This window comes from Mycoplasmopsis gallopavonis (genome assembly GCF_900660635.1).
Lineage (GTDB): Bacteria > Bacillota_I > Bacilli_A > Mycoplasmatales > Metamycoplasmataceae > Mycoplasmopsis > Mycoplasmopsis gallopavonis.
The window spans coordinates 348,561-367,794 of the sequence record NZ_LR215031.1 but is presented as its reverse complement, the minus strand read 5'-3'; the positions used below and the strand labels follow the sequence as shown (position 1 = coordinate 367,794).

Sequence of the window (19,234 nt, the reverse complement as noted above, 5' to 3'; positions counted from 1 at the left end):
TAAAAAATACTTACTTTATTTCTAAAAAATTTCAAGTTTTTAGTTTGCTTAAAAATAATAATTTTTAAAGAAAAATTCCCTTAATTGCAAAAGGGAATTTTAGTTTGAAATTTTAAACAGTTACTAGTGATACAACTTCTATTTGATCACCTAAAATTTTACGTCCATTAAGCTCAGCAAGTTCCAAAAGAACAACTACTTTTGTAACTGTCACACCTTGTGATTCAAGTAATTTAACAATTGCTTTAGTGGTTCCTCCTGTCGCAAGAACATCATCAACAATAACTGCTTTTTGTCCTTGTTTAACAAAACCTTCTTGAATTTCCAAGGTATTTGAACCATATTCTAAATCATAATTCATTGCAATAACTTTCCCAGGAAGTTTTTTAGGTTTACGCACCATAATAAATGGTTTTTTAAGAAATGCGGCAGCTGGTGTCCCAAAAAGAAAACCACGTGCATCAGGACCAACAATAATGTCTGCATCAGCACAATTTTTAGCAATTTGTTCAATTGTATAATGAAGAGCTTCACCATTTGCAAGTAATGGTGAAATATCTTTAAAGATAATTCCTGGTTTTGGAAAATCAGGAACATCACGAATTAATTTCTTAATATCCATACTATCCTCTTATTTTTAGTTGACACGAACATCTTGATAAAATTCTAAAACATCATCTTCTTCAATATCATTAAAGTCACGAATGTGTGTTCCAAAATCTTTACCTTTAACAACTTCTTTTGCATCATTTAATTCACGTTTTAATGAGTCAATAACACCTTCATGAATTAATTTTCCACGACGATAAACTTTAACTTTTGATTTTTCTTTGACAAGTCCTGTGTCCATCATACATCCTGCAATTTTTCCTACTTTTGAGTAGAAGAAAACTTTGATAATATGAGCTTCACCAATTTTTTGTTCTTCATAAATTGGTGCTTTTTCACCATCTAATAATTTTTGACAATCTTCTAGAATTTTGTAAATAACATCGTGTGAAACTAATGAAACTTTATTTGATGCAGCATTTTGTTTCATTGCTGGTGTTACTTTTAAATTAAAAGCAAAAATAGAAGCGTTTGAAGCTTGAGCTAGTAATAAATCAGAATCAGTAACATTTCCGGCTGTTGCAGAAACAATCTTAATGTAGGCTTCATCATTTTCTAAATCCTGTAATTGACCTTTGATTGCCTCAGCTGTTCCAACCACATCACTTTTGATAATAATATTGATAGATTTTTTACCTTCATTATTAGATGAAACAGTATTTTCACTTAATGATTGAAGTTTGTCTTGTGATGATTTTTCACTTGCTAATTTTTTAGCAAATTTTTCATCATTAATTCCAACAAATTTATCTCCTGCTTCTGGGGTATAGTTTAGACCAGAAATTAAAGCAGGTCACCCTGGTTTAACAAATTCCATCTCATTTCCTTGGGCATCTTTTAACATTCTAATTCTTCCGAATTTACTTCCGGCTACAATGAAATCCCCTTTGTAAAGAGTTCCATTTTCTACGATAATAGTTGAGACAACACCAACACCTTTATCAACTCTTGATTCAATAACAGTTCCAATTGGATAACGTTTTGGGTTGGCTTTTAGACCTAAAAGTTCTGCTAACAATTTAATTTGATCAAAAAGTTCATTAAGACCTTCACCTTTAAGAGCTGAACCATAGACAATTTGAGTATCTCCACCATATTCTTCAATAACTACATTTGCTTCTGCAAGTTCACCTTTAAGACGATCTAAATCTTTATTTGGTTTGTCCATTTTGTTAACAAAAACAATAATTGGAACCCCGGCTGCTTGTGCGTGAGTAATTGCTTCTTTAGTTTGCGGCATAACACCATCATCAGCTGCCACAACTAAAATAACAATGTCAGTTACTTTTGCTCCACGAGCTCTCATTTTTGTAAACGCTTCATGACCAGGTGTATCTAAGAATGTGATTCTAAAATCATTATGTTTAATTTGATAAGCACCTGTGTGTTGAGTAATTCCGCTGCTTTCTGTTGCAACAATATTTGAATTACGAATTTTATCAATTAAAGTAGTTTTTCCATGATCAACATGACCCATAACAGTAATTACAGGTGTTCTACGAACTAAATCTTCTTCTTTATCTTTGAAATGAACTTCATCTAAAAAGTTACCTGCATCAATATTGGTTTCTTTTTGAAAATCAAAGCCATTTTCAAGACAAAGCTCCATAATTTCTTCTTCATCAAGAAGATGGTTTAAGTTGTACATTTTTCCTAACATAAAGAACTTTTTGATAATATCATTTGGATTAAGTTTTGTTTTTTGAGCAAACTCACCAATTGACATCTTCCCTGTAAAGATGAAAACTCCATCTTTTAATTCTGTTTTTGTGGTTGATAATTGTTCTTTAATATCATCAACATTGCTAATTCTATTTAGTTTTTTGCTCATATAGAACCTCCCTTAATTGTTCTTCAATATTCTCATAAACTACCTTAGGAATATTTGTACGAAAACTACGATTTAAAGCTTTATTTTTTTTTGCTTTTTCTCAGTTTTCTCAAGTTGGAAGCATGTATGCTCCTCGACCTTTTTTGTTTCGCTTTAAATCAAGCGAAACAGTTAAATTTTGTTTATCAAAATTAAAACGAATAAGCTGATTTACATTAACAATTTCATTAGTTACAATACATTTACGTGTGAAATTTGTATTAATCTTCTCATTCATCTTCAAATTCATCTAAATCAATATTTGTATCTAAACCATAATTTGCTAAATCATTATCAACTTTAAAATCAGATAATTCAATTTTTAATTTTTGATAAGCTTTCACTGCTTTTTTAGCTTTTGGTTGTTCTGATTCAACTACTTCTTGGATTTCTTTTTCTTCTTCAGGAATAAATTCTTCATCAAAGATATCATTTAAATCTTCAACAAAATCATAGTCTGGTTCATCATTTTCAAGTTCGATGTGTAAATTCTCTTCACTAAATAAATTATCAATATCAGCAAGTTCGATTTTTTCCTGACGTTTTTTAGAATTATTTTTTTGTGCATTTTTGTTTGCTTGAGCTTGTTTTTGTTCTTGAGCTTGTTTTTGTTCTTGAGCTTGTTTTTGTTCTTGAGCTTGTTTTTGTTCTTGAGCAAGTTCGGCTTCTTGCAACATAATCTTTTCAATATCTTCTTTAAAATCAGTTAAATCAATATTAATTCCTTTAAAGAATTTATTTGCTCTTGATTTTGAATCTTTATTAGTACGATGTGTATTAAATAATGGTTTTTCGTAATTTGGTAAGTCTTTAAATTCAATTCCTCGATTTGCGGCTTCTTCGGCTGAAATCACTTCGATTTTGTGACCAGTTAATTTCGCTGCAAGTTCAATGTTAATTCCACGTTTACCAATTGCACTCATTAAATCTTGTTCTTTTGCAATTGCAAGATATTTACGGCCAGATTCTACTACATCAATAATTTTAGCGGGGCTAAGTGCGTTTTTAATGTATTCACGAACATCATCACTATAACGAATGATATCAACTCTTTCACCATTTAACTTATCTGAAATTGCAAGAATTCTTTTTGCTCCTTCACCAAATAAAGAACTAACTATGTCATAATCAATTTCCCGTTCTGGATTAGCTTGAACTGCAATTTTACTTTTAACACCTGGGATTCTTTGAATTTTAACAATTAAAACATCACCATTTGCAATTTCTGGAATTTCATTTTTTGCAGCATCTTCTACTTCTTTTGGTGAATCAAGGCGAACCTCACAAATGCTAAGTTTACTTTCAATATTAACATTATCTAAATAAACATCAATAAAGCTTCCTGGTGATAAAGTTGCTCTTCCGTTGACTTTATTGGCTGGTAAAAAAGCAGATACACCATCTTCAAACTTTAAGTTATAAGAACCTTTTGAATTTTTAGAAAGAACTTGAGCTTTAAGTTTTTCACCAACTTTTTGTGAGTATAAATCAAAAACTCTTTGTTTTTCAGCTAATTTTAATGATTGAATAAATCCGCTCCGAATTGCAACTCTGGTTTTTTCTCCTAAAATACCAAAATCAAGATTTGAATAAACAACATCATCGACTTGATGATCTTCACCAGTTTGTTTTTTAGCATCATCAATTGTGATAAAAATAATTCTTTGCACATCTGTGTGTTTCTCTTGATCTAAATCATCAAATTCAAAATCATTTTCAACAACTTGAGCATTTTTATTAAACATCGCAATTCGTTCATTTTCAAAATCTGGAACAAATACAATTTCTGCATCAGGGTCAATATCACGATTAACTGCTTTTTGAGTTTGTTCTGTAAAAAGTTCTAAAACTGTTTCAAAAGATAATTTATAAGTTTTTGCATATCCTTGAACAATTTTAAAAAGTGATCTTTCTTGTTCAAAAAGATTTTCTGAAATAATCTTTGTCATTTTTTCTCCTAAAATTTAATGTAAATTTCAATACTTTCAATATTTTCTTTATTGAAAGTAATTTTTCTAAATTGACCTTTTTTGTTTCATTTAACAACAATTTCTTCGGCTTTATCTTCAAGTAATTCAGCAACAAAAGAATTAAGACCTTCAAAACTTTTATAAGTTTTGATTTTAATCATCTGCCCCAGTGATTGAGTTAAATTATTTTTATCAAGAACCAAATCAGTTCCTTTTGATAAAACTTCTAATGCATAATCATCTTTAAATCAAGATTGAGTTTCTAAAAATGCATAAATTTTTCTTGAATAATTTTCAACATCATTTAAGTCTTTGGTATCAACAGTAATTTCCAAAATTGGCGATGCTCCATTAATTAATTTAGCATCTAAAATTGCATCCGGAAATTGCTCTGATAAGATCTTTTTATAATCCATTAATACTCCTAATTTTCTATATTTAAATAGTAAAGAGTTGCTCTCGCAACTCCTTAATAGTTTATGAAGTAATTTTATTATATCACTAACTTGAGTATACAAATAAAAAAGCTTCGAAATTACTTAAAATTTCGAAGCTGCAATGACTTACGTACCTTTAAAAAATGGCAGGAGTAGCAGGATTCGAACCCACAACACACGGGGTTGAAGCCCGTTGTTCTACCGTTGAACTATACTCCTATATAGGTTTCCTTATAATTATAACCTATTTTTTTAAATCTTCAATTAATAAAATAATTTCTTTCACTTGTGTGATGTTAGTTAATTTTTCATCAGGAATTTGAACTCCAAATTCATTTTCCGCTTCTACAACAAGCATCATTAAATCTAATGAATCAATTCCTAAGTCTTTAATAAAATCATTTTCGAAGACTTTGCGTTTAGCTTGCTTCGAAAATGATTCTAAGATTTTTTCTTTAATGTTCATATCTATATTATATAGCATTTAACTACGAATATAGATTTTATAAGATTTTGTTTCAATTTGGTTTTGAAAAATATAACGGACATTCAAAATTAAATAATCATCTTCACGATTTAAACCTTTAATTATTTTATAATCAAATTCCAAATTTCCATCCGAGACTGCAAAGCGGTAAGTTAAATCCTTCATAATAGACATAATAATTTGTTGATCTAAATAATAATTGCCAGCTTCATCTTTTTTAATATAAGAGTTAAAATCTTGACCTTGTAAACTCGGGAAATATGAACCGACATTTTTGGACTTTTTAGGTTTATTATTTAAAAGGAAGTCTTTTTTAGGTTGAAAATTAGAATTTCTTAGCAAAGAATAAATTCCAAAACCTAAAGAAGATGAAATTAAAAGACCCGCAACACTTATTATTAAAAATTTTTTTAATCTCATTTTGCTAAATATGCTCGATCTTTTTTAATAAATCAAGCTAATTCTCACTCATTAAATTCAGCATACTTATTATAATTTTCAAGGTTAATAACAAAATTATAATAGTCAACAAGAGCAGGATTACTTAACTCTTCAATAACAACTTCACGGTATTTTTCAATGTTATGAGTTGGCTCAATATTATTTGCTAGATCATTTTCAAAATTATAAGAAATATTTGCTATGAAAAAATTTGATTCTAAAACCATATTTGCTGTCATTTCTTTGTTAAATTTTGAAGGAAGAAGAATTCCTCGTGAAATTGTTCGATCACTATCGATTTGTAAATTATTTAAATCAGGTGTTGGACTTAAATTTTCACTAATTTCCAAATTCCACTTTTGAGTTAATTTAGTACTTGTAATATGATCTAATTCCGAGTTAAGATTAAATTTGTCACTCAAAAATGGTTTAATCGAAAATGAAAGAGGATTAATTTGTATAAAAGTTTCAGGTTTTTTCGGATCTTCTAATTCATAACGGTGTGAATTATAAAGTTGCAATTGAGCAACTTTTTTTGTATATTTTGAACTAGAAAATTCAGGCCAAATAACTTTTACATACGATGGATAACTATGGACTAAAAAATTATTTCCCTGAAATTCAAAAGAATGACATGAATCAAAACTGATTAAATTATAACGATAGTAATTGTTAATTTTGAGTTTTGGAACTTTAAATTCACTAAATAAAATAGTGTATTTTGCAAGAATTCTTTTCGGGTTTAGTGGGTAATAATAATGAAGATCGATTCGTTTAATTTTATCAAATGGAATGTCTGCTTGATGATGATTAATTATTGTATGTTTTTTTAATTTTTGTCTTTCAATTAATGCTTTTTCATTGATAAAAAGTGAAACAGTATTATTTTCAATTTGATAATTACTTTTTAAAAAAATATCTAAATCAACCAATTTACGACCACCTAAAATTCTTGTAACTCCAATTGTAATATTAAAGTTGTTTCTCCGAAAATAACTTCTAAGTGTAGGATCATCATTAACTTCAACTTGACCCTCAAAACTTTGGTTTTTAGCAAATCACTTATTTTCGAAGTAAACTCGGTAGTATTCATTTGGTTCTGAATAAATAAGATTAGGAAACATTATGGAAATAAAATTTTAAAAATTCTTGAATTGCTTCTTTCTTACGCTTATAAAAAGTGGTTTTAGAAAATCTCTCTAAATATCATTCACTTTGAAATTTAGTTGTTTGATCTAAGAAACATTTTTCAATAATCCAAGCATTAGATGGAGTCATGAATTCAAGAACCATTCTAATTAAACTTCCTTCTCCTTTCATCATTTTTTCCAAATCGTTAATTTCTTGTTCGACTTTTTCACCAACGTTATGCATTTTATTAAATTTCAATTGAAACAATTTATATTTAATAACTTCTCTATAAACTTCATTAGTTGCAAAAATTTCTTTGATAACCTTGCATTGTTGCTCGTATAATTTTTTGTCTAATTTATCAAGAGAATTGTTATGTAACGTTGTCATTTTGGACCTCCTTTCCTCCTTAATCATAAAACTAAATTAATGAATTTTCAAAATAATCTTGACTATATGAAAATTTTTTCACATAAAAATTACTTCGCTTATTTTTGCGAAAAAGCTTAAAAAAGAGGAAAATAAAAGACTTTTTATGTTCTTTTTAAAATTCAGAAAAAATCCTAATAAGCTCTTAATCAGTCATATTATTAATAATATGACTGATTATCATCTTCAAAAAGAATAGTAAAAACACATCAAATTACTGATGTGTTTAAATGAAACAATTAAACAATTAAACAATTGTTAATTCAATTGTGTATGAACCAATTAAAACAGACTCGCTACCAACAACACGTGAAAGTGTGTATTCAAAAAGATAATAATTACTTTTTAGAAAATCATCTCTAATTCATTCTGATACAAGTTCAAAAGTTTGCTCTGTTCCATCTTCTAAATAAATAGAAAGCGGAAACTCGATTGGATTTCCTTTTTTAAGAACAACTGTTGTAGAAGATGCAAAAATATTAATTTCATCTTCTGATAATTCAATTCGATTATGAACATCTGAATTAGGTTCTGTGAAAGAAAAAACTTCAAATTTTCCTTCTTTTTCAATTGTAACAGGAGAAGAAAATTCAATAATTTGTTCTTCACCATTTTGTTTAATTGTTGATTTAAAATTAATTGTTTTACTCATAGTTTTTTAACCTTTCTAAGATCACTTCTTGACCAAATAAATAAATTGCTTTCGCTAGTTCTGGTCCATGTTCTTGACATGTTGTCGCAAGACGAATTGGCATAAATAATTTCTTACCTTTAACTTTTAAATTTGCTGAAACTTGATTAATAATTTCTTGAATATTTTCAATTGTAAATTCTTGTTTATTAGCAAGTTGTTTTGTTAAAAGATCAGCAAAAGATTTCACAACCGCTAGTTCATCTTGATTAAAATCTATTTTTGTATTAATAACATTTAAATACTGATTTAAATGTTCTTTAAGTTCAGTTGTTGTTACTGAACTTTGTTTGAAAGTATCGACAAAAAGATCTAATCAATTTAAATCAAATTTATTTAAATCTAAATTCATTAATTGAATTAATTCGTTATTAGGTTTTTCTTTTAAATATTGTTTTGAAAATCAATTCATTTTAACAATATCGAATTTAGAAGGACTTTTACTCAATCTTTTTGGATCAAATTTTGCGATTAATGTTTCTTGATCCATTAATTCAATAGCATCCTCTGAAGTTCAACCTAAAAGAGCAAGGAAGTTAAAAATTCCCTCAGGCATATATCCTTCATTTTTATAATCTTCAATAAATTGTTTTAATGAAGAATCACGTTTTGAAAGTTTTTTACCCTCCATGTTTGTTATGATTGTCATATGACCAAAACTTGGAGCTTCTCAATTTAAAAAACGATATAGAGCAAGTTGTTTTGGTGTATTACCAATATGTTCTTCACCTCTTAAAACATGAGTAATTTCCATGTCATGATCATCAACAACAACAGCGAAATTATATGTAGGGTATCCATCTGATTTATAAATTACTCAATCACCTAAATCATCAGAATTAAATTTAATTTCTCCACGGACAATATCTTCTCAAGAATATTCTTCGTTTTTAGGCATCGCAAGACGAATTGAATATTCTCCGGCTTGATCTCTTCTTTGCTTTTCTGCTTCATCTATTTTTAATCAATTACGATCATATCTAAAGCTTGGAATTCCTTTTGCATCAGATTCATTTTTTTGAGCTTCTAGTTCTTCTGCGTTATCATACGCTTTGTAAGCAACTTTCATATCTAAAAGTTGTTGTGCAACCTCTTGATATCTTGTTAATTTTTCACTTTGACGATATTTTCCGTATTTCAAATTTGGTTTTAATGGACTCTCATCAGGAATAATTCCTAATCAAGCTAAATTATTCAATTGCGATTCTTCACCACCAATAACATTTCTTTTAACATCAGTATCTTCAAGTCTAAACACAAAATCACCTTTAAAATGTTTAGCAAATAAATAACAAAATAAAGCTGTTCTTGCACCACCAATATGCAAGTAACCTGTTGGACTTGGTGCGTAACGTGTTCTTATTTTTTTCATAAATGACTCTGCTCCTAAAAATATAATAATTGTTTGTTTTTAAATTATATTGTTTTTTAGTACAAGTAAATTAAAAAGTTTTATAATTATTATGCATCGTTAGCTCAGTCGGCAGAGCAGCTGGCTCTTAACCAGCGGGTCGCAGGTTCGAACCCTGTACGATGTACCATTTCATTAAATATGGCCAACCAAATTTCTTGGTTTTTTTTTTTTTTTTATAATAAGAACAATTAAGGACAATCATGAAAAAAATATGAATTAAAAATGCAACTATTTTAACAATGGAAAATGAAGAATTAATTTATAAAAGTAATTTATATATTCAAGGAAACACAATTTATCATGTTGGTGATAAATTGTCTGATTTTGATGCTAACAAAATTATTGATGCTAACAATAATCTTGTTATGCCAGGACTAATCAACGCACATACACATGTTGCTATGACCTTATTTCGTAACATGGCTGATGATTTAAATTTAGAAGATTGATTATTTAACGTTATTTTTCCATTAGAAGATAAATTAGATCGAAAAGATATTTATAATGGGGCCAAACTAGGAATTGCCGAAATGATCGCAAGTGGAACAACTTCGTTTGTAGATATGTACTTTTTTGAAGAACAAACCGCAAGAGCAGCATTAGAAATGAAAATTCGTGGCTTTGTCGGACACGGAATTGGTTCTAACAAGCTTGAAAGTCGTTATCAAAGAAGTCTTGATCTTTTAAATGAATTTAAAGATAAAAATGATAATTTGATAACACCAATTGTTGCACCACATGCTATTTATACAAATACAAAAGAATCTTTAAAAGCTACGAAAGAATTAAAGAATAAGTTTCAAACTCTTTTAACAATCCATTTAAATGAATCACAAAACGAATTAAAATCTGTTCAAGAAAAATTTAATGCTTCTCCTTTTGAAGTAGCTCATGAAGCTAACTTGCTTGATGAAAACACAATTGTTGCTCATGCTACACATTTAAATGAAAAAGACATTCAAATAATCAAAAATACAAAGGTATCTCTTGTTCATAATCCTGTATCTAACTTAAAATTGTCTTCTGGCATTATGGATGTTCAAAATCTTTTGAATCAAGGAATTAACATTGCTCTTGGAACTGATGGTGCAGCATCTAACAATATCTTAGATATGTTTGAAAGTATGAAGTTCGCTTCTCTGTTAGCAAAAATTAAAAATTATAAACCAACAGATTTAAAAGCTTTTCAAGTATTGCAAATGGCAACAACAAATGGAGCAAAAGCAGTTGGTATGGAAAATAAATTGGGAAAGCTTAAAAAGGATTATCTTGCTGATTTAATTATTGTTGATATTAATAACTTCAATCATTTTCCACAAAATAACTTAATAAACTCTTTAGTTTATTCAACAAGTTCAAAAGATGTCATAACAACAATTATTAATGGAGAAATTGTTTATGATAATAAACAAATTTTAATTGAATCATTTAATTATCCAAAACTCAAAGAAGAAATTAATCAAACCCTCGAAAGAATTCAAGAATCAAACTAAAAAATATGGAATATTTCCATTTTTTTTATTCATTTTCTGGTATTAGACTAGTTAATACACTTTAAAGTTATATAATAAGAAAATAATAAAATTAGTCTTAGGGCTAATTTATTATTTTTTAATATTCTTTTTTTAATTTAATAAATAGAAAGGTGCTTCAAATTATGATTGATAATCAAAATCAAACTATTGATGGTGAAACTTCAACAAAAAAAGCAATCAATGTTAAAGTCAACATCACAAAAAAACACACCGTCTATCGAAGAACTAAAATGTCCAATTTTGGTTTAAAATTAAGCTCACTATACGGTTATATGCCTATGCATAAAATAATTGTTATCACTGTGGCAACTGCAATTTTCTTCGGTATAATCAGCGTATTCTTTGTTAAAAATGTTGGTATTTATAATTTTGGGCTAGCAGCTTTTGGTCAAGCTGCTGCAAGAATTTTAGTTACATCATTAAACAAAAGTGCTTATATTACAGAATTTACAAGAAACTTAATTGACCAATTTGTTTTCTGGGTTCTATATATTATTCTTAGTATTCCTGTTTTTATTTTTGGATATAAAAAAATTGGAAAACTTTTTACTAATTTAACAGTTTTATTTTTAGTGGTTTCGTCACTTGTGTCATTCACTATTGGTTTAATCCCTGGTGCTAACCAAGTTTATTTAATAGGAAATTTTCAAAATAGTCAAATTAAAGAGGTTCTTCCTGAATTCAAAAAACCTTTAAGTGGAATAATTCCATTATTATGAAGTGATGGTGGTAATATTATTGCTTTAATGATTTATGCAATGGTATATGGATATCTTCTTGCATGAATTTTTGCAATTATTCAATTAATTGGTGGAACTGCCGGAGTCACAGGTGTAATTGGTGAATGATACGCTAATGAAAAACAAAAATCATTTGGTTCTATTTCTGGTTATATGAATATTATTATTGTTTTAATTTGTGTTGGTATTGGTTCATGATTACCAGGTTCACTCTTATTAAGTGAAGCTAATTCATTAAAAATTGAAAACATGAGAGAAATCGCACAAGCGGGCTCATTTAAAGATTCAGAAGTAATTCAAGGTATCTTCAATCTTAAAGATAAAACTCAAATGACACAGTTTTTAACTGATAAAAAAGAAATAATTAACAACTTTTTAGCAAGTAACGACAGTGCTGCAAACGCATTTGCTAACGCTTTAATTTATAAACTAAATGATCTAAAACTTATAAACAACGCAGAAACAATTACAAAAATTCAAGGTCAAATGGAAAACATCGGAATTGCACAAGAATTTAACTCAGTACTTAATCAATTCCAAAAACTAACAGCTATAACAAGTAAAGCGTGAAACTTTGAAATTTATCTTTCACCTAACTTTGTTGCAACCATTTTAACTAATGTTGTTTATATAATCACTTTAAATAAACTTTATCCAAAATTTAAATTAGTTAGATTAGAAATTTTCTCTGATAAATGAGAACAAATTAGAGATATCATTAATCAAGATGAAAAAATAGTTACAGGAATGACAATTTTTAAAGCTCGTGGTGGATATAGAGATAAAGAAATAAATGTTATCACTTCTGTGTCATTATTTAGACACGTAGTTAGAGTTATTAAAACTGTTCATATTGTCGATCCTAACGCCTTTGTGTCTATTTCAGATGTTTCTAGCATCGACGGATATGTTTACCTTCCTGAGGATAAGTTCTAAAATCGGTATTTTAAACTGGGACACGAAAAGTGGACAAAAAGTTTAATTTACTAAAACACCTCAACACTCTTGAGGTGTTTTTCAATTTAATACTGATTGAATTCTTTCGTTGTTGTATCAAAACACAAAATCATCAATCAGTGATTTTAATTCATTAAAAGTTATTTTTGTAATATCGATTAATTTTAAACATTCTGATTTTAAAATTGAAAAGAAATATTCTGCTTCTCTATTATCTAAAGAATTTCCTACTCTACCCATTGATACAACACCATTGTTTTTCTGAATTAAATCTACATAAGTTTTTGAAGAATATTGGAAACCATGATCAGAATGAGCTATTCATTTTTTATCCATTTTGATTTTAGACATATGTTCCATTACTAGTTCTAAATCATTTCTTTTTGAAAGATTATAATTAACAACAAATTTGCTTTTGTGATCAATCGCAACAGATAAAAATACAAAATTGTTTAAGCAATCTTTTGGTGCAGAAATATAAGTAACATCAGTGGCAATTATTTGGTTTGTCTCTCCGTGATAATCACGATTAACAAGATCTATAAATTTTACGTTTGTGTTCTTTTGTTCTCTATCTATTTTCTTTCTTCTGATTAAACAAAATAAGTTTAATCTTCTCATCGCTCTACCAATAGTCCTATAATTTAGATCTATTTGGAATTTTGTTCTAATATAACTTTCCAATCTTTTTCTACCAAACAAACCCTTATTTTTCTTAAATGACTTAATTATTAATTCATCATATTTAGTATTTACAGATTTTTTTCTTGTTTGCTGCTCTTTAGTTTTTAGATTGTGAATTGTTGACTTAGATTTATTAAAGCATAGGCCCAATTTTCTTGTAGAAAGTGAAGATTTCTTAATTTTAGAAATATCAACTTCAATATTATTTCTATCAAAAGAGTCTTTATAAATTTCTAAAATTTCAATCAATTGTTCCTTAGGCATTTTTTCTCATTCCTTTTTTACAATTTCAATAGGAGTAATTTTTTGCCTTTTTGGTCTACCTGACCCTTTACCTTTTTTAGATGATTTACCTGTTTGCGATTCTATATTTATCATTCCTAAATTATATCTGTTATACTTGAAGACAAAATATTTTTTAGCCTCATTGAATTTTCTATCAAAAAAACTAAAACCTCTGATTGAATAATATTTAAGTTCAAAATCATTTTTTGATATCAAATTATTTTTGTAATCTTCATAACTACCGAATAGTTCTAATCATTCATGTGCCTTTAATTGTCTCATAATACCTCCTAAATATATAAAAACACGAAATATGGTTGTGTCCATATTTCGTGTCCCAGTTTAATTTACCGATTTTTTATTTTTTATGGAAAACTTCTTTGCTCGGAAAATTGAAAATTCCAACTTTCTTTATTTTTGAATTTTCTTGCGATTGATTTAAAATCTGATATAAATTTTTCTCCAAAGATGTTTGTGCGTAATATTTACTAAATTTATTTTTTAAACTTAAATATGCACATCTTGCTAAACCAACTTCAATCATTTTGTTATTAATCGTTTCTCTCAAAATCTGGTTTTGATTTAAAAAGAGAATTGAAACTCACCTATTATAATTATCTTTTTTGAGCTTACAGACTCAGATTCGATAATCATTATTTTTAATTAAATTGAAACAAAATTGTTTTGCTCTTTGAGCAAAGAAATTTTCTCTCAAAGCTAATTTTTCTGTTTTATGCTCTTTATATGTTTCAGGACAATCTATCCCTGCAACTCTCAAAATATCTCCATTATTTGTTTCAAGAGTATCTCCATCAATAACTTTAATAACTCTCATTTCTTGAATTTGAGGTTGAGCAAGTTTGAAAGAACTAATTGATAATCCGCTTCAAAAAAGCGAGAAAAGAACTAAAAAACCAAGAAGTATAAGTAATGTAAAATGAATTATTTTATTCATAACACATAATAAATAAATTTATTTGATCACAATTAAATAAAAAATAAAAAAAGATGCACCATCAATGCATCTTTCTCATTATATTTAAAAATTAAGCTTTATTATTTGAACCAAATTCACGAATTTTTGCTCTAACTGTTTCACACATTGCTTCGTATCCTGGTTTGTAAAGTTTTCTAGGATCGAAGTTTTTTCCTTCTAAGTCTTTACCACTTAAAATGTATTCTCTTAAAGCTTTGTGGTTAGCTTGTTGAAGTTCTGTATTAACATTAATTTTTGTAATTCCTAAGCTAATTGCTTTTTGAATTTGATCAGCTGGAATACCACTTCCACCATGTAAAACAATTCCGATTCCTGCAGCTTTTGAAATTTTTTCTAATGTTTCAAAACTTAATGATTTTCATGAAGCTGGGTATGGACCATGAATGTTTCCAATACCAGCAGCTAAAACATCAATTCCTAATTCAGCCATTTTTCTTGCTTCTTCTGGATCTGCAAATTCTCCATCACCTACAATACCATCTTCTTCACCACCGATTGTACCAACTTCGGCTTCCATTGACATATTACGTGATTTTGCTAAACCAACTAATTCTTTTGTTTTTTCGTAGTTATCTGCAAAAGGTGCATGTGAACCATCGAACATAATTGATGTATAAGCTTCATTTTCGATTGCTTTTTTACATCCTTCGTATGAACCGTGATCTAAGTGTAATGCAACAGGAACTGTAATATTTAAATCCTTGATAAGTCCCATCACCATTCCTCCAATAGCGTCAAGACCTCCCATATATTTCACAGCACCTTCACTTGTAGCAACAATAACTGGTGAATTTTCTTCTTGAGCTGTTAATAAAACAGCCTTTGCTCATTCTAAATTGTTAATGTTAATGTGAGGAATAGCGTATTTTCCTTCTTTTGCTTTTTTAAGCATTTCTGATGCGTTTACTAATGCCATATATTCTCCTTTTAGTTTCTATTTTAAAATTAGTTAAAAACTTCGAAAGTAGTACTTTGTCATGTACCATCTGGATTTCTTGTAAATCTTTTATCAACTGTTAATAAACGATAAAGTTCACCCATTTTTCTGGTTTGTACTTTTTCGTAATCGTTTTCTTCGTTAACTAATTCGTTTATTCACTTTTCCTTAAGTTCTTCTTCAACTCTTGCAAAAAGTTGATTAAATTCAAAAGCTTTAAGTGTATCTTCTGAAATGGCTTCAATAGCGATTTCTAGCATTGTTTTTGCTTTCATGATTTTTCCTTTCATTCTACAACAATACTGCTATTATAATAAAACTTTTTATCATTTTATGAGAAATAGCAAAATAAATAATTAAATTTTCGTGGAAAGCTTACCACATTTACATACTTTCAGGAGCACTTACTCCAATTAAAGAAAGTCCAAGAGCAAGCACTATTTGAGTTGATCTTACTAGTGCCGCATAGTGTGCTTCGTGCTCGTGTCCGATTAATTTTGTTTCTGAGTAAAAACTATTAAAGAATTTAGCTAGATTAATTAAATACTGACTCATCAAATTAACTTTACCTGTCTGCACAATTGTTTTAATTAATTCAGGAAATTCATCTAAACATAAAGTTAATTTTTTAGCTTTATCTGTTAAATTAACTTCTAAATTTAATTTTGGACTTGCAATTCTTTCAAGTAAGCTCAAGCTCCGTGAGTGAGCATATTGCACTATGAACACTGGGTTAGAAACATCTTTTGAATTAACAAGATCGATATCAAAATCGAATTTATTATTAATTTCTCTAGTTAACATCGTAAATCTAATTGCATCAGGAGAAGTATATTCAAGTAAATCTTGTAAAGTAACACTTGTCCCTGCTCTTTTTGACATTTTGAATTCTTGACCATCTTTAATTAAACGAACTAATTGGATGGTATAGATTTCTAAGTTATTAGGATTGTGCCCTAAACATTCCATTGCAATTTTCATTCTTGCGACATACCCGCTATGATCTGCACCTCAAATATTAATTAATTTATCAGCTTTTGCAAATTTTGTTTGATGGTATGCAATATCAGGTAGTAAATAGGTATCACTACCATCACTTTTCACAAGTACTCTATCTTTATCATCTCCGAATTTAGTTGTATTTAAAAATAAAGCACCTTCTGATGTGTAAGTATAAGCTTTTAAATCATTAATTGCTTTTTCAATTAAACCATCTTCTTTTACTTTTTTCTCACTTGAATAAGTATCAATTGTAATGTTCAATCTAGCAATATCTGATTTAATTTTGTTTAAAAGAATTTCTGTTACAACATTTTTAAATTCAGCAAATTTTGCATCTGTAAATTCTAAAAAGTAATCTTGATACTTTGCTTTCACTTGCTCAGCTGCTCAAACAATATCTTGACCACGATAACAATCTTCCGGCATTTCTTCATTAATTCCGAATAATTCTAAATATCTAACTTTAGCTGAATTAGCTAAAACATTAATTTGGTTTCCTGCATCATTAACATAATATTCAGATTCAATTTCATGTCCTGCATGACGTAAAATTCTAACCAAAGCATCACCATAACAAGCACCTCTTGCATGTCCAACATGTAGAAATCCGGTCGGATTAGCTGAAATATATTCAACATTAATTTTTTCTGGTGTAACAAAATTTGCACCATATTTGGTTTGTTCTTTTAAGATTGTTTCTAAAACATCATTAAATGCTAAGTTTGAAATAACTAAGTTAATAAATCCTGGATTAGAAATGTCAACTCTTGAAATTAAATTGCTTGCATTTAATTTTTCATCTAATTTTTCAGCAATAATTAATGGTGCTACTTTTTTATAATTTTTCAAAATAAAAGCGATATTAGTTGCATAATCATAAATGATTTGTTCAAGATTCATTTTTTCTGGAACTTTTGCTTCTGATAAATTAAAAACCAAAGTTTCTGGATCAAAATTTTCATCAAAAAAATTCTCGGTTTGCAAATCCTTAATTGCATTAATAATTTCATTTTTAATTAATTGTTTGAGTGTCATTGTGCTCCTTATTTTATTCTTTTTTAATATTATAATAAATAACATTTTATTTTAATGATTTAAATTTAAAAAGTATAACTAAATTAAATTATTTTATAATTATTTTTAATAATAAATAAACATCAAAAGGAGAGTAAATGAAATTTCCTAAAAATTTTCTATGAGGTGGTGCTATTGCAGCTAATCAGTATGAAGGATTTTTCGACGCAGATGGAAAAGGATTGTCTGTTTCAGATGCTTTAACTGGCGGTAATTTTAAAGAACCACGGAGAGTTTCGTACAAACGAAATGCTCAAAATTTTTATCCAAACGCAACAGGTGTGCATGGTTATAAGTTTTTTAAAGAAGATATTAAAATGTTCGCAGAAATGGGATTCAAAACCTTTCGTTTTTCAATTGCATGAACAAGAATTTTTCCTAATGGAGATGATCTACAACCAAACGAACTTGGCCTTGAATATTATGATCAATTAATTGATGAATTACACAAATATAAAATTGAGTCAATTGTGACAATTTCCCATTATGAAATGCCATTAAATTTAGCAATCAAATATGATGGTTTTAAAAGTCGAAAAACAATTGATTTCTTTATGAATTATGTTGAAGTAATTTTCGAAAGATACAAAAATAAAGTGAAATATTGACTAACCTTCAATGAAATGAATATGCCATTATTACATAATCTTGGAGCTTTTTTATCTTTAGGAATTATCGAAAATAATCAAGATCAAATTTCAATGAATGAATGAAATGTTAGTCTAGAAACAAAATTACAAGCACTTCATCATCAACTTTTAGCTTCAGCTAAAGCTGTAAATTTAGCTCACACTCAATATCCTCAATTTAAAATCGGTTGCATGCTCCTTCTTGCGACAAAATATCCATTTAACTCAGATCCAGATAATATCATCGCTACTCAAAAACTAATGAATGAACAAATTTATTACATCGGAGATGTGCTTGTTCGTGGGGAATATCCATATTTTGCTCAAAGTTTTTGAAAAGAAAACAACATCAAGTTAAATATCACTGCTGAGGATTTAGTGATTTTAAAAAACGGAAAAGTTGACTTTTTTACATTTAGTTATTATTCAACAAGTGTTGTCGAAACTAAAGGAAAAGCTCAAAAAGCAGAAGGTGGTAATTTTGATTTCGGGATGAAAAATCCTTACCTTGAAAGTAGTGACTGAGGATGACAAATCGATCCACAAGGTTTAAGATACACATTAAATGAATTATATGCTCGTTATCAAATTCCATTATTAGTATCAGAAAATGGTTTAGGAGCAAAAGATCAAATTGATCAAAATGGTGAAATTAATGATAATTATCGAATTGAATATTTAGATAAGCATATTCAAGCAATGAATCAAGCAATTGAAGATCGAGTTGATCTTTTTGGTTACACCATGTGAGGATGTATTGATCTTGTTTCTGCAACTACCGGTGAATATGCTAAGCGATATGGATTTATTTATGTTAATAAGCATGATGATGGAAGCGGAGAATTTCAAAGAAAACCTAAAAAATCATTTTATTGATATAAAAAAATCATTCAAGAAAACTCATAAGCCAAACAT

General features: G+C 28.3%; 19 protein-coding genes and 2 tRNA genes. 4 read left to right on the top strand and 17 right to left on the bottom strand.

Annotated elements, in window-relative coordinates:
• Nucleotides 1-112 precede the first annotated feature (112 nt).
• From EXC53_RS01425 to gltX, 12 genes are all read right to left on the bottom strand, one after another.
• Entirely contained in the window at nucleotides 113-622 is a 510-nt protein-coding gene (locus EXC53_RS01425; protein WP_119571919.1) for an adenine phosphoribosyltransferase, read from the bottom strand.
• 15 nt (nucleotides 623-637) lie between these two features.
• On the bottom strand, nucleotides 638-2,440 hold the full coding sequence (gene infB, locus EXC53_RS01420; protein ID WP_119571920.1) for a translation initiation factor IF-2: 1,803 nt from the start codon (nucleotides 2,438-2,440) through the stop codon (nucleotides 638-640).
• A complete protein-coding gene (locus tag EXC53_RS01415; protein ID WP_119571921.1) occupies nucleotides 2,421-2,717 on the bottom strand; it encodes a YlxR family protein in 297 nt (98 codons plus the stop codon). The genes infB and EXC53_RS01415 overlap by 20 nt, the downstream gene beginning before the upstream one ends.
• Entirely contained in the window at nucleotides 2,701-4,428 is a 1,728-nt protein-coding gene (locus EXC53_RS01410; RefSeq protein ID WP_129724580.1) for a transcription termination/antitermination protein NusA, read from the bottom strand. The genes EXC53_RS01415 and EXC53_RS01410 overlap by 17 nt, the downstream gene beginning before the upstream one ends.
• A gap of 8 nt (nucleotides 4,429-4,436) precedes the next feature.
• Nucleotides 4,437-4,865, bottom strand: a complete 429-nt coding sequence (locus EXC53_RS01405; RefSeq protein WP_119571923.1) for an LSm family protein — start codon at nucleotides 4,863-4,865, stop codon at nucleotides 4,437-4,439.
• Nucleotides 4,866-5,030: 165 nt separating this feature from the next.
• Nucleotides 5,031-5,105: transfer RNA gene (locus EXC53_RS01400), tRNA-Trp, on the bottom strand.
• Between the two features lie 25 nt (nucleotides 5,106-5,130).
• On the bottom strand, nucleotides 5,131-5,352 hold the full coding sequence (locus EXC53_RS01395; RefSeq protein ID WP_119571924.1) for an acyl carrier protein: 222 nt from the start codon (nucleotides 5,350-5,352) through the stop codon (nucleotides 5,131-5,133).
• An 18-nt stretch (nucleotides 5,353-5,370) separates the two neighbouring features.
• Complete coding sequence (locus EXC53_RS01390) at nucleotides 5,371-5,793, bottom strand: MHO_1590 family protein (RefSeq protein ID WP_119571925.1); 423 nt, start codon at nucleotides 5,791-5,793, stop codon at nucleotides 5,371-5,373.
• Nucleotides 5,784-6,938, bottom strand: coding sequence for a hypothetical protein (locus tag EXC53_RS01385; RefSeq protein ID WP_119571926.1), 1,155 nt, complete (start codon nucleotides 6,936-6,938; stop codon nucleotides 5,784-5,786). The genes EXC53_RS01390 and EXC53_RS01385 overlap by 10 nt, the downstream gene beginning before the upstream one ends.
• Nucleotides 6,928-7,335 (bottom strand): MG284/MPN403 family protein, encoded by a 408-nt coding sequence (locus EXC53_RS01380; RefSeq protein ID WP_119571927.1) that lies wholly within the window; start codon nucleotides 7,333-7,335, stop codon nucleotides 6,928-6,930. Before EXC53_RS01380 ends, EXC53_RS01385 begins: the two co-directional genes overlap by 11 nt.
• 286 nt (nucleotides 7,336-7,621) lie before the next feature.
• Nucleotides 7,622-8,026, bottom strand: a complete 405-nt coding sequence (locus EXC53_RS01375; protein WP_119571928.1) for a hypothetical protein — start codon at nucleotides 8,024-8,026, stop codon at nucleotides 7,622-7,624.
• Nucleotides 8,019-9,437 (bottom strand): glutamate--tRNA ligase, encoded by a 1,419-nt coding sequence (gene gltX, locus EXC53_RS01370; RefSeq protein ID WP_119571929.1) that lies wholly within the window; start codon nucleotides 9,435-9,437, stop codon nucleotides 8,019-8,021. The genes EXC53_RS01375 and gltX overlap by 8 nt, the downstream gene beginning before the upstream one ends.
• Before the next feature lie 93 nt (nucleotides 9,438-9,530).
• On the opposite strand from gltX, the gene EXC53_RS01365 reads away from it, so the two are divergent.
• The 3 genes from EXC53_RS01365 (at nucleotide 9,531) to EXC53_RS04270 (ending at nucleotide 12,690) form a co-directional block, all read left to right on the top strand.
• Nucleotides 9,531-9,606: transfer RNA gene (locus EXC53_RS01365), tRNA-Lys, on the top strand.
• Between the two features lie 73 nt (nucleotides 9,607-9,679).
• Nucleotides 9,680-10,972, top strand: a complete 1,293-nt coding sequence (locus EXC53_RS01360; RefSeq protein WP_119571930.1) for an amidohydrolase — start codon at nucleotides 9,680-9,682, stop codon at nucleotides 10,970-10,972.
• A 164-nt stretch (nucleotides 10,973-11,136) separates the two neighbouring features.
• A complete protein-coding gene (locus EXC53_RS04270; protein WP_223214501.1) occupies nucleotides 11,137-12,690 on the top strand; it encodes a YitT family protein in 1,554 nt (517 codons plus the stop codon).
• A gap of 42 nt (nucleotides 12,691-12,732) precedes the next feature.
• Here the strand turns inward: EXC53_RS04270 and EXC53_RS01345 are convergent, their stop codons facing one another.
• The 5 genes from EXC53_RS01345 to argS form a co-directional block, all read right to left on the bottom strand.
• On the bottom strand, nucleotides 12,733-14,007 hold the full coding sequence (locus EXC53_RS01345) for an IS3 family transposase (protein ID WP_129724537.1): 1,275 nt from the start codon (nucleotides 14,005-14,007) through the stop codon (nucleotides 12,733-12,735).
• Nucleotides 14,008-14,038: 31 nt separating this feature from the next.
• Nucleotides 14,039-14,635: a thermonuclease family protein gene (locus EXC53_RS01340; RefSeq protein WP_119571803.1), complete on the bottom strand. Its 597-nt coding sequence runs from the start codon at nucleotides 14,633-14,635 to the stop codon at nucleotides 14,039-14,041.
• Nucleotides 14,636-14,726: 91 nt separating this feature from the next.
• Nucleotides 14,727-15,593, bottom strand: coding sequence for a class II fructose-1,6-bisphosphate aldolase (gene fba, locus EXC53_RS01335; protein ID WP_119571804.1), 867 nt, complete (start codon nucleotides 15,591-15,593; stop codon nucleotides 14,727-14,729).
• 29 nt (nucleotides 15,594-15,622) lie between these two features.
• Complete coding sequence (gene rpoE, locus EXC53_RS01330) at nucleotides 15,623-15,889, bottom strand: DNA-directed RNA polymerase subunit delta (protein WP_119571805.1); 267 nt, start codon at nucleotides 15,887-15,889, stop codon at nucleotides 15,623-15,625.
• A 109-nt stretch (nucleotides 15,890-15,998) separates the two neighbouring features.
• Nucleotides 15,999-17,651 (bottom strand): arginine--tRNA ligase, encoded by a 1,653-nt coding sequence (argS, locus tag EXC53_RS01325; protein WP_119571806.1) that lies wholly within the window; start codon nucleotides 17,649-17,651, stop codon nucleotides 15,999-16,001.
• 137 nt (nucleotides 17,652-17,788) lie between these two features.
• Between argS and EXC53_RS01320 the strand changes: the two genes are divergently transcribed.
• Nucleotides 17,789-19,225, top strand: coding sequence for a glycoside hydrolase family 1 protein (locus EXC53_RS01320; protein ID WP_119571807.1), 1,437 nt, complete (start codon nucleotides 17,789-17,791; stop codon nucleotides 19,223-19,225).
• Nucleotides 19,226-19,234 lie beyond the last annotated feature (9 nt).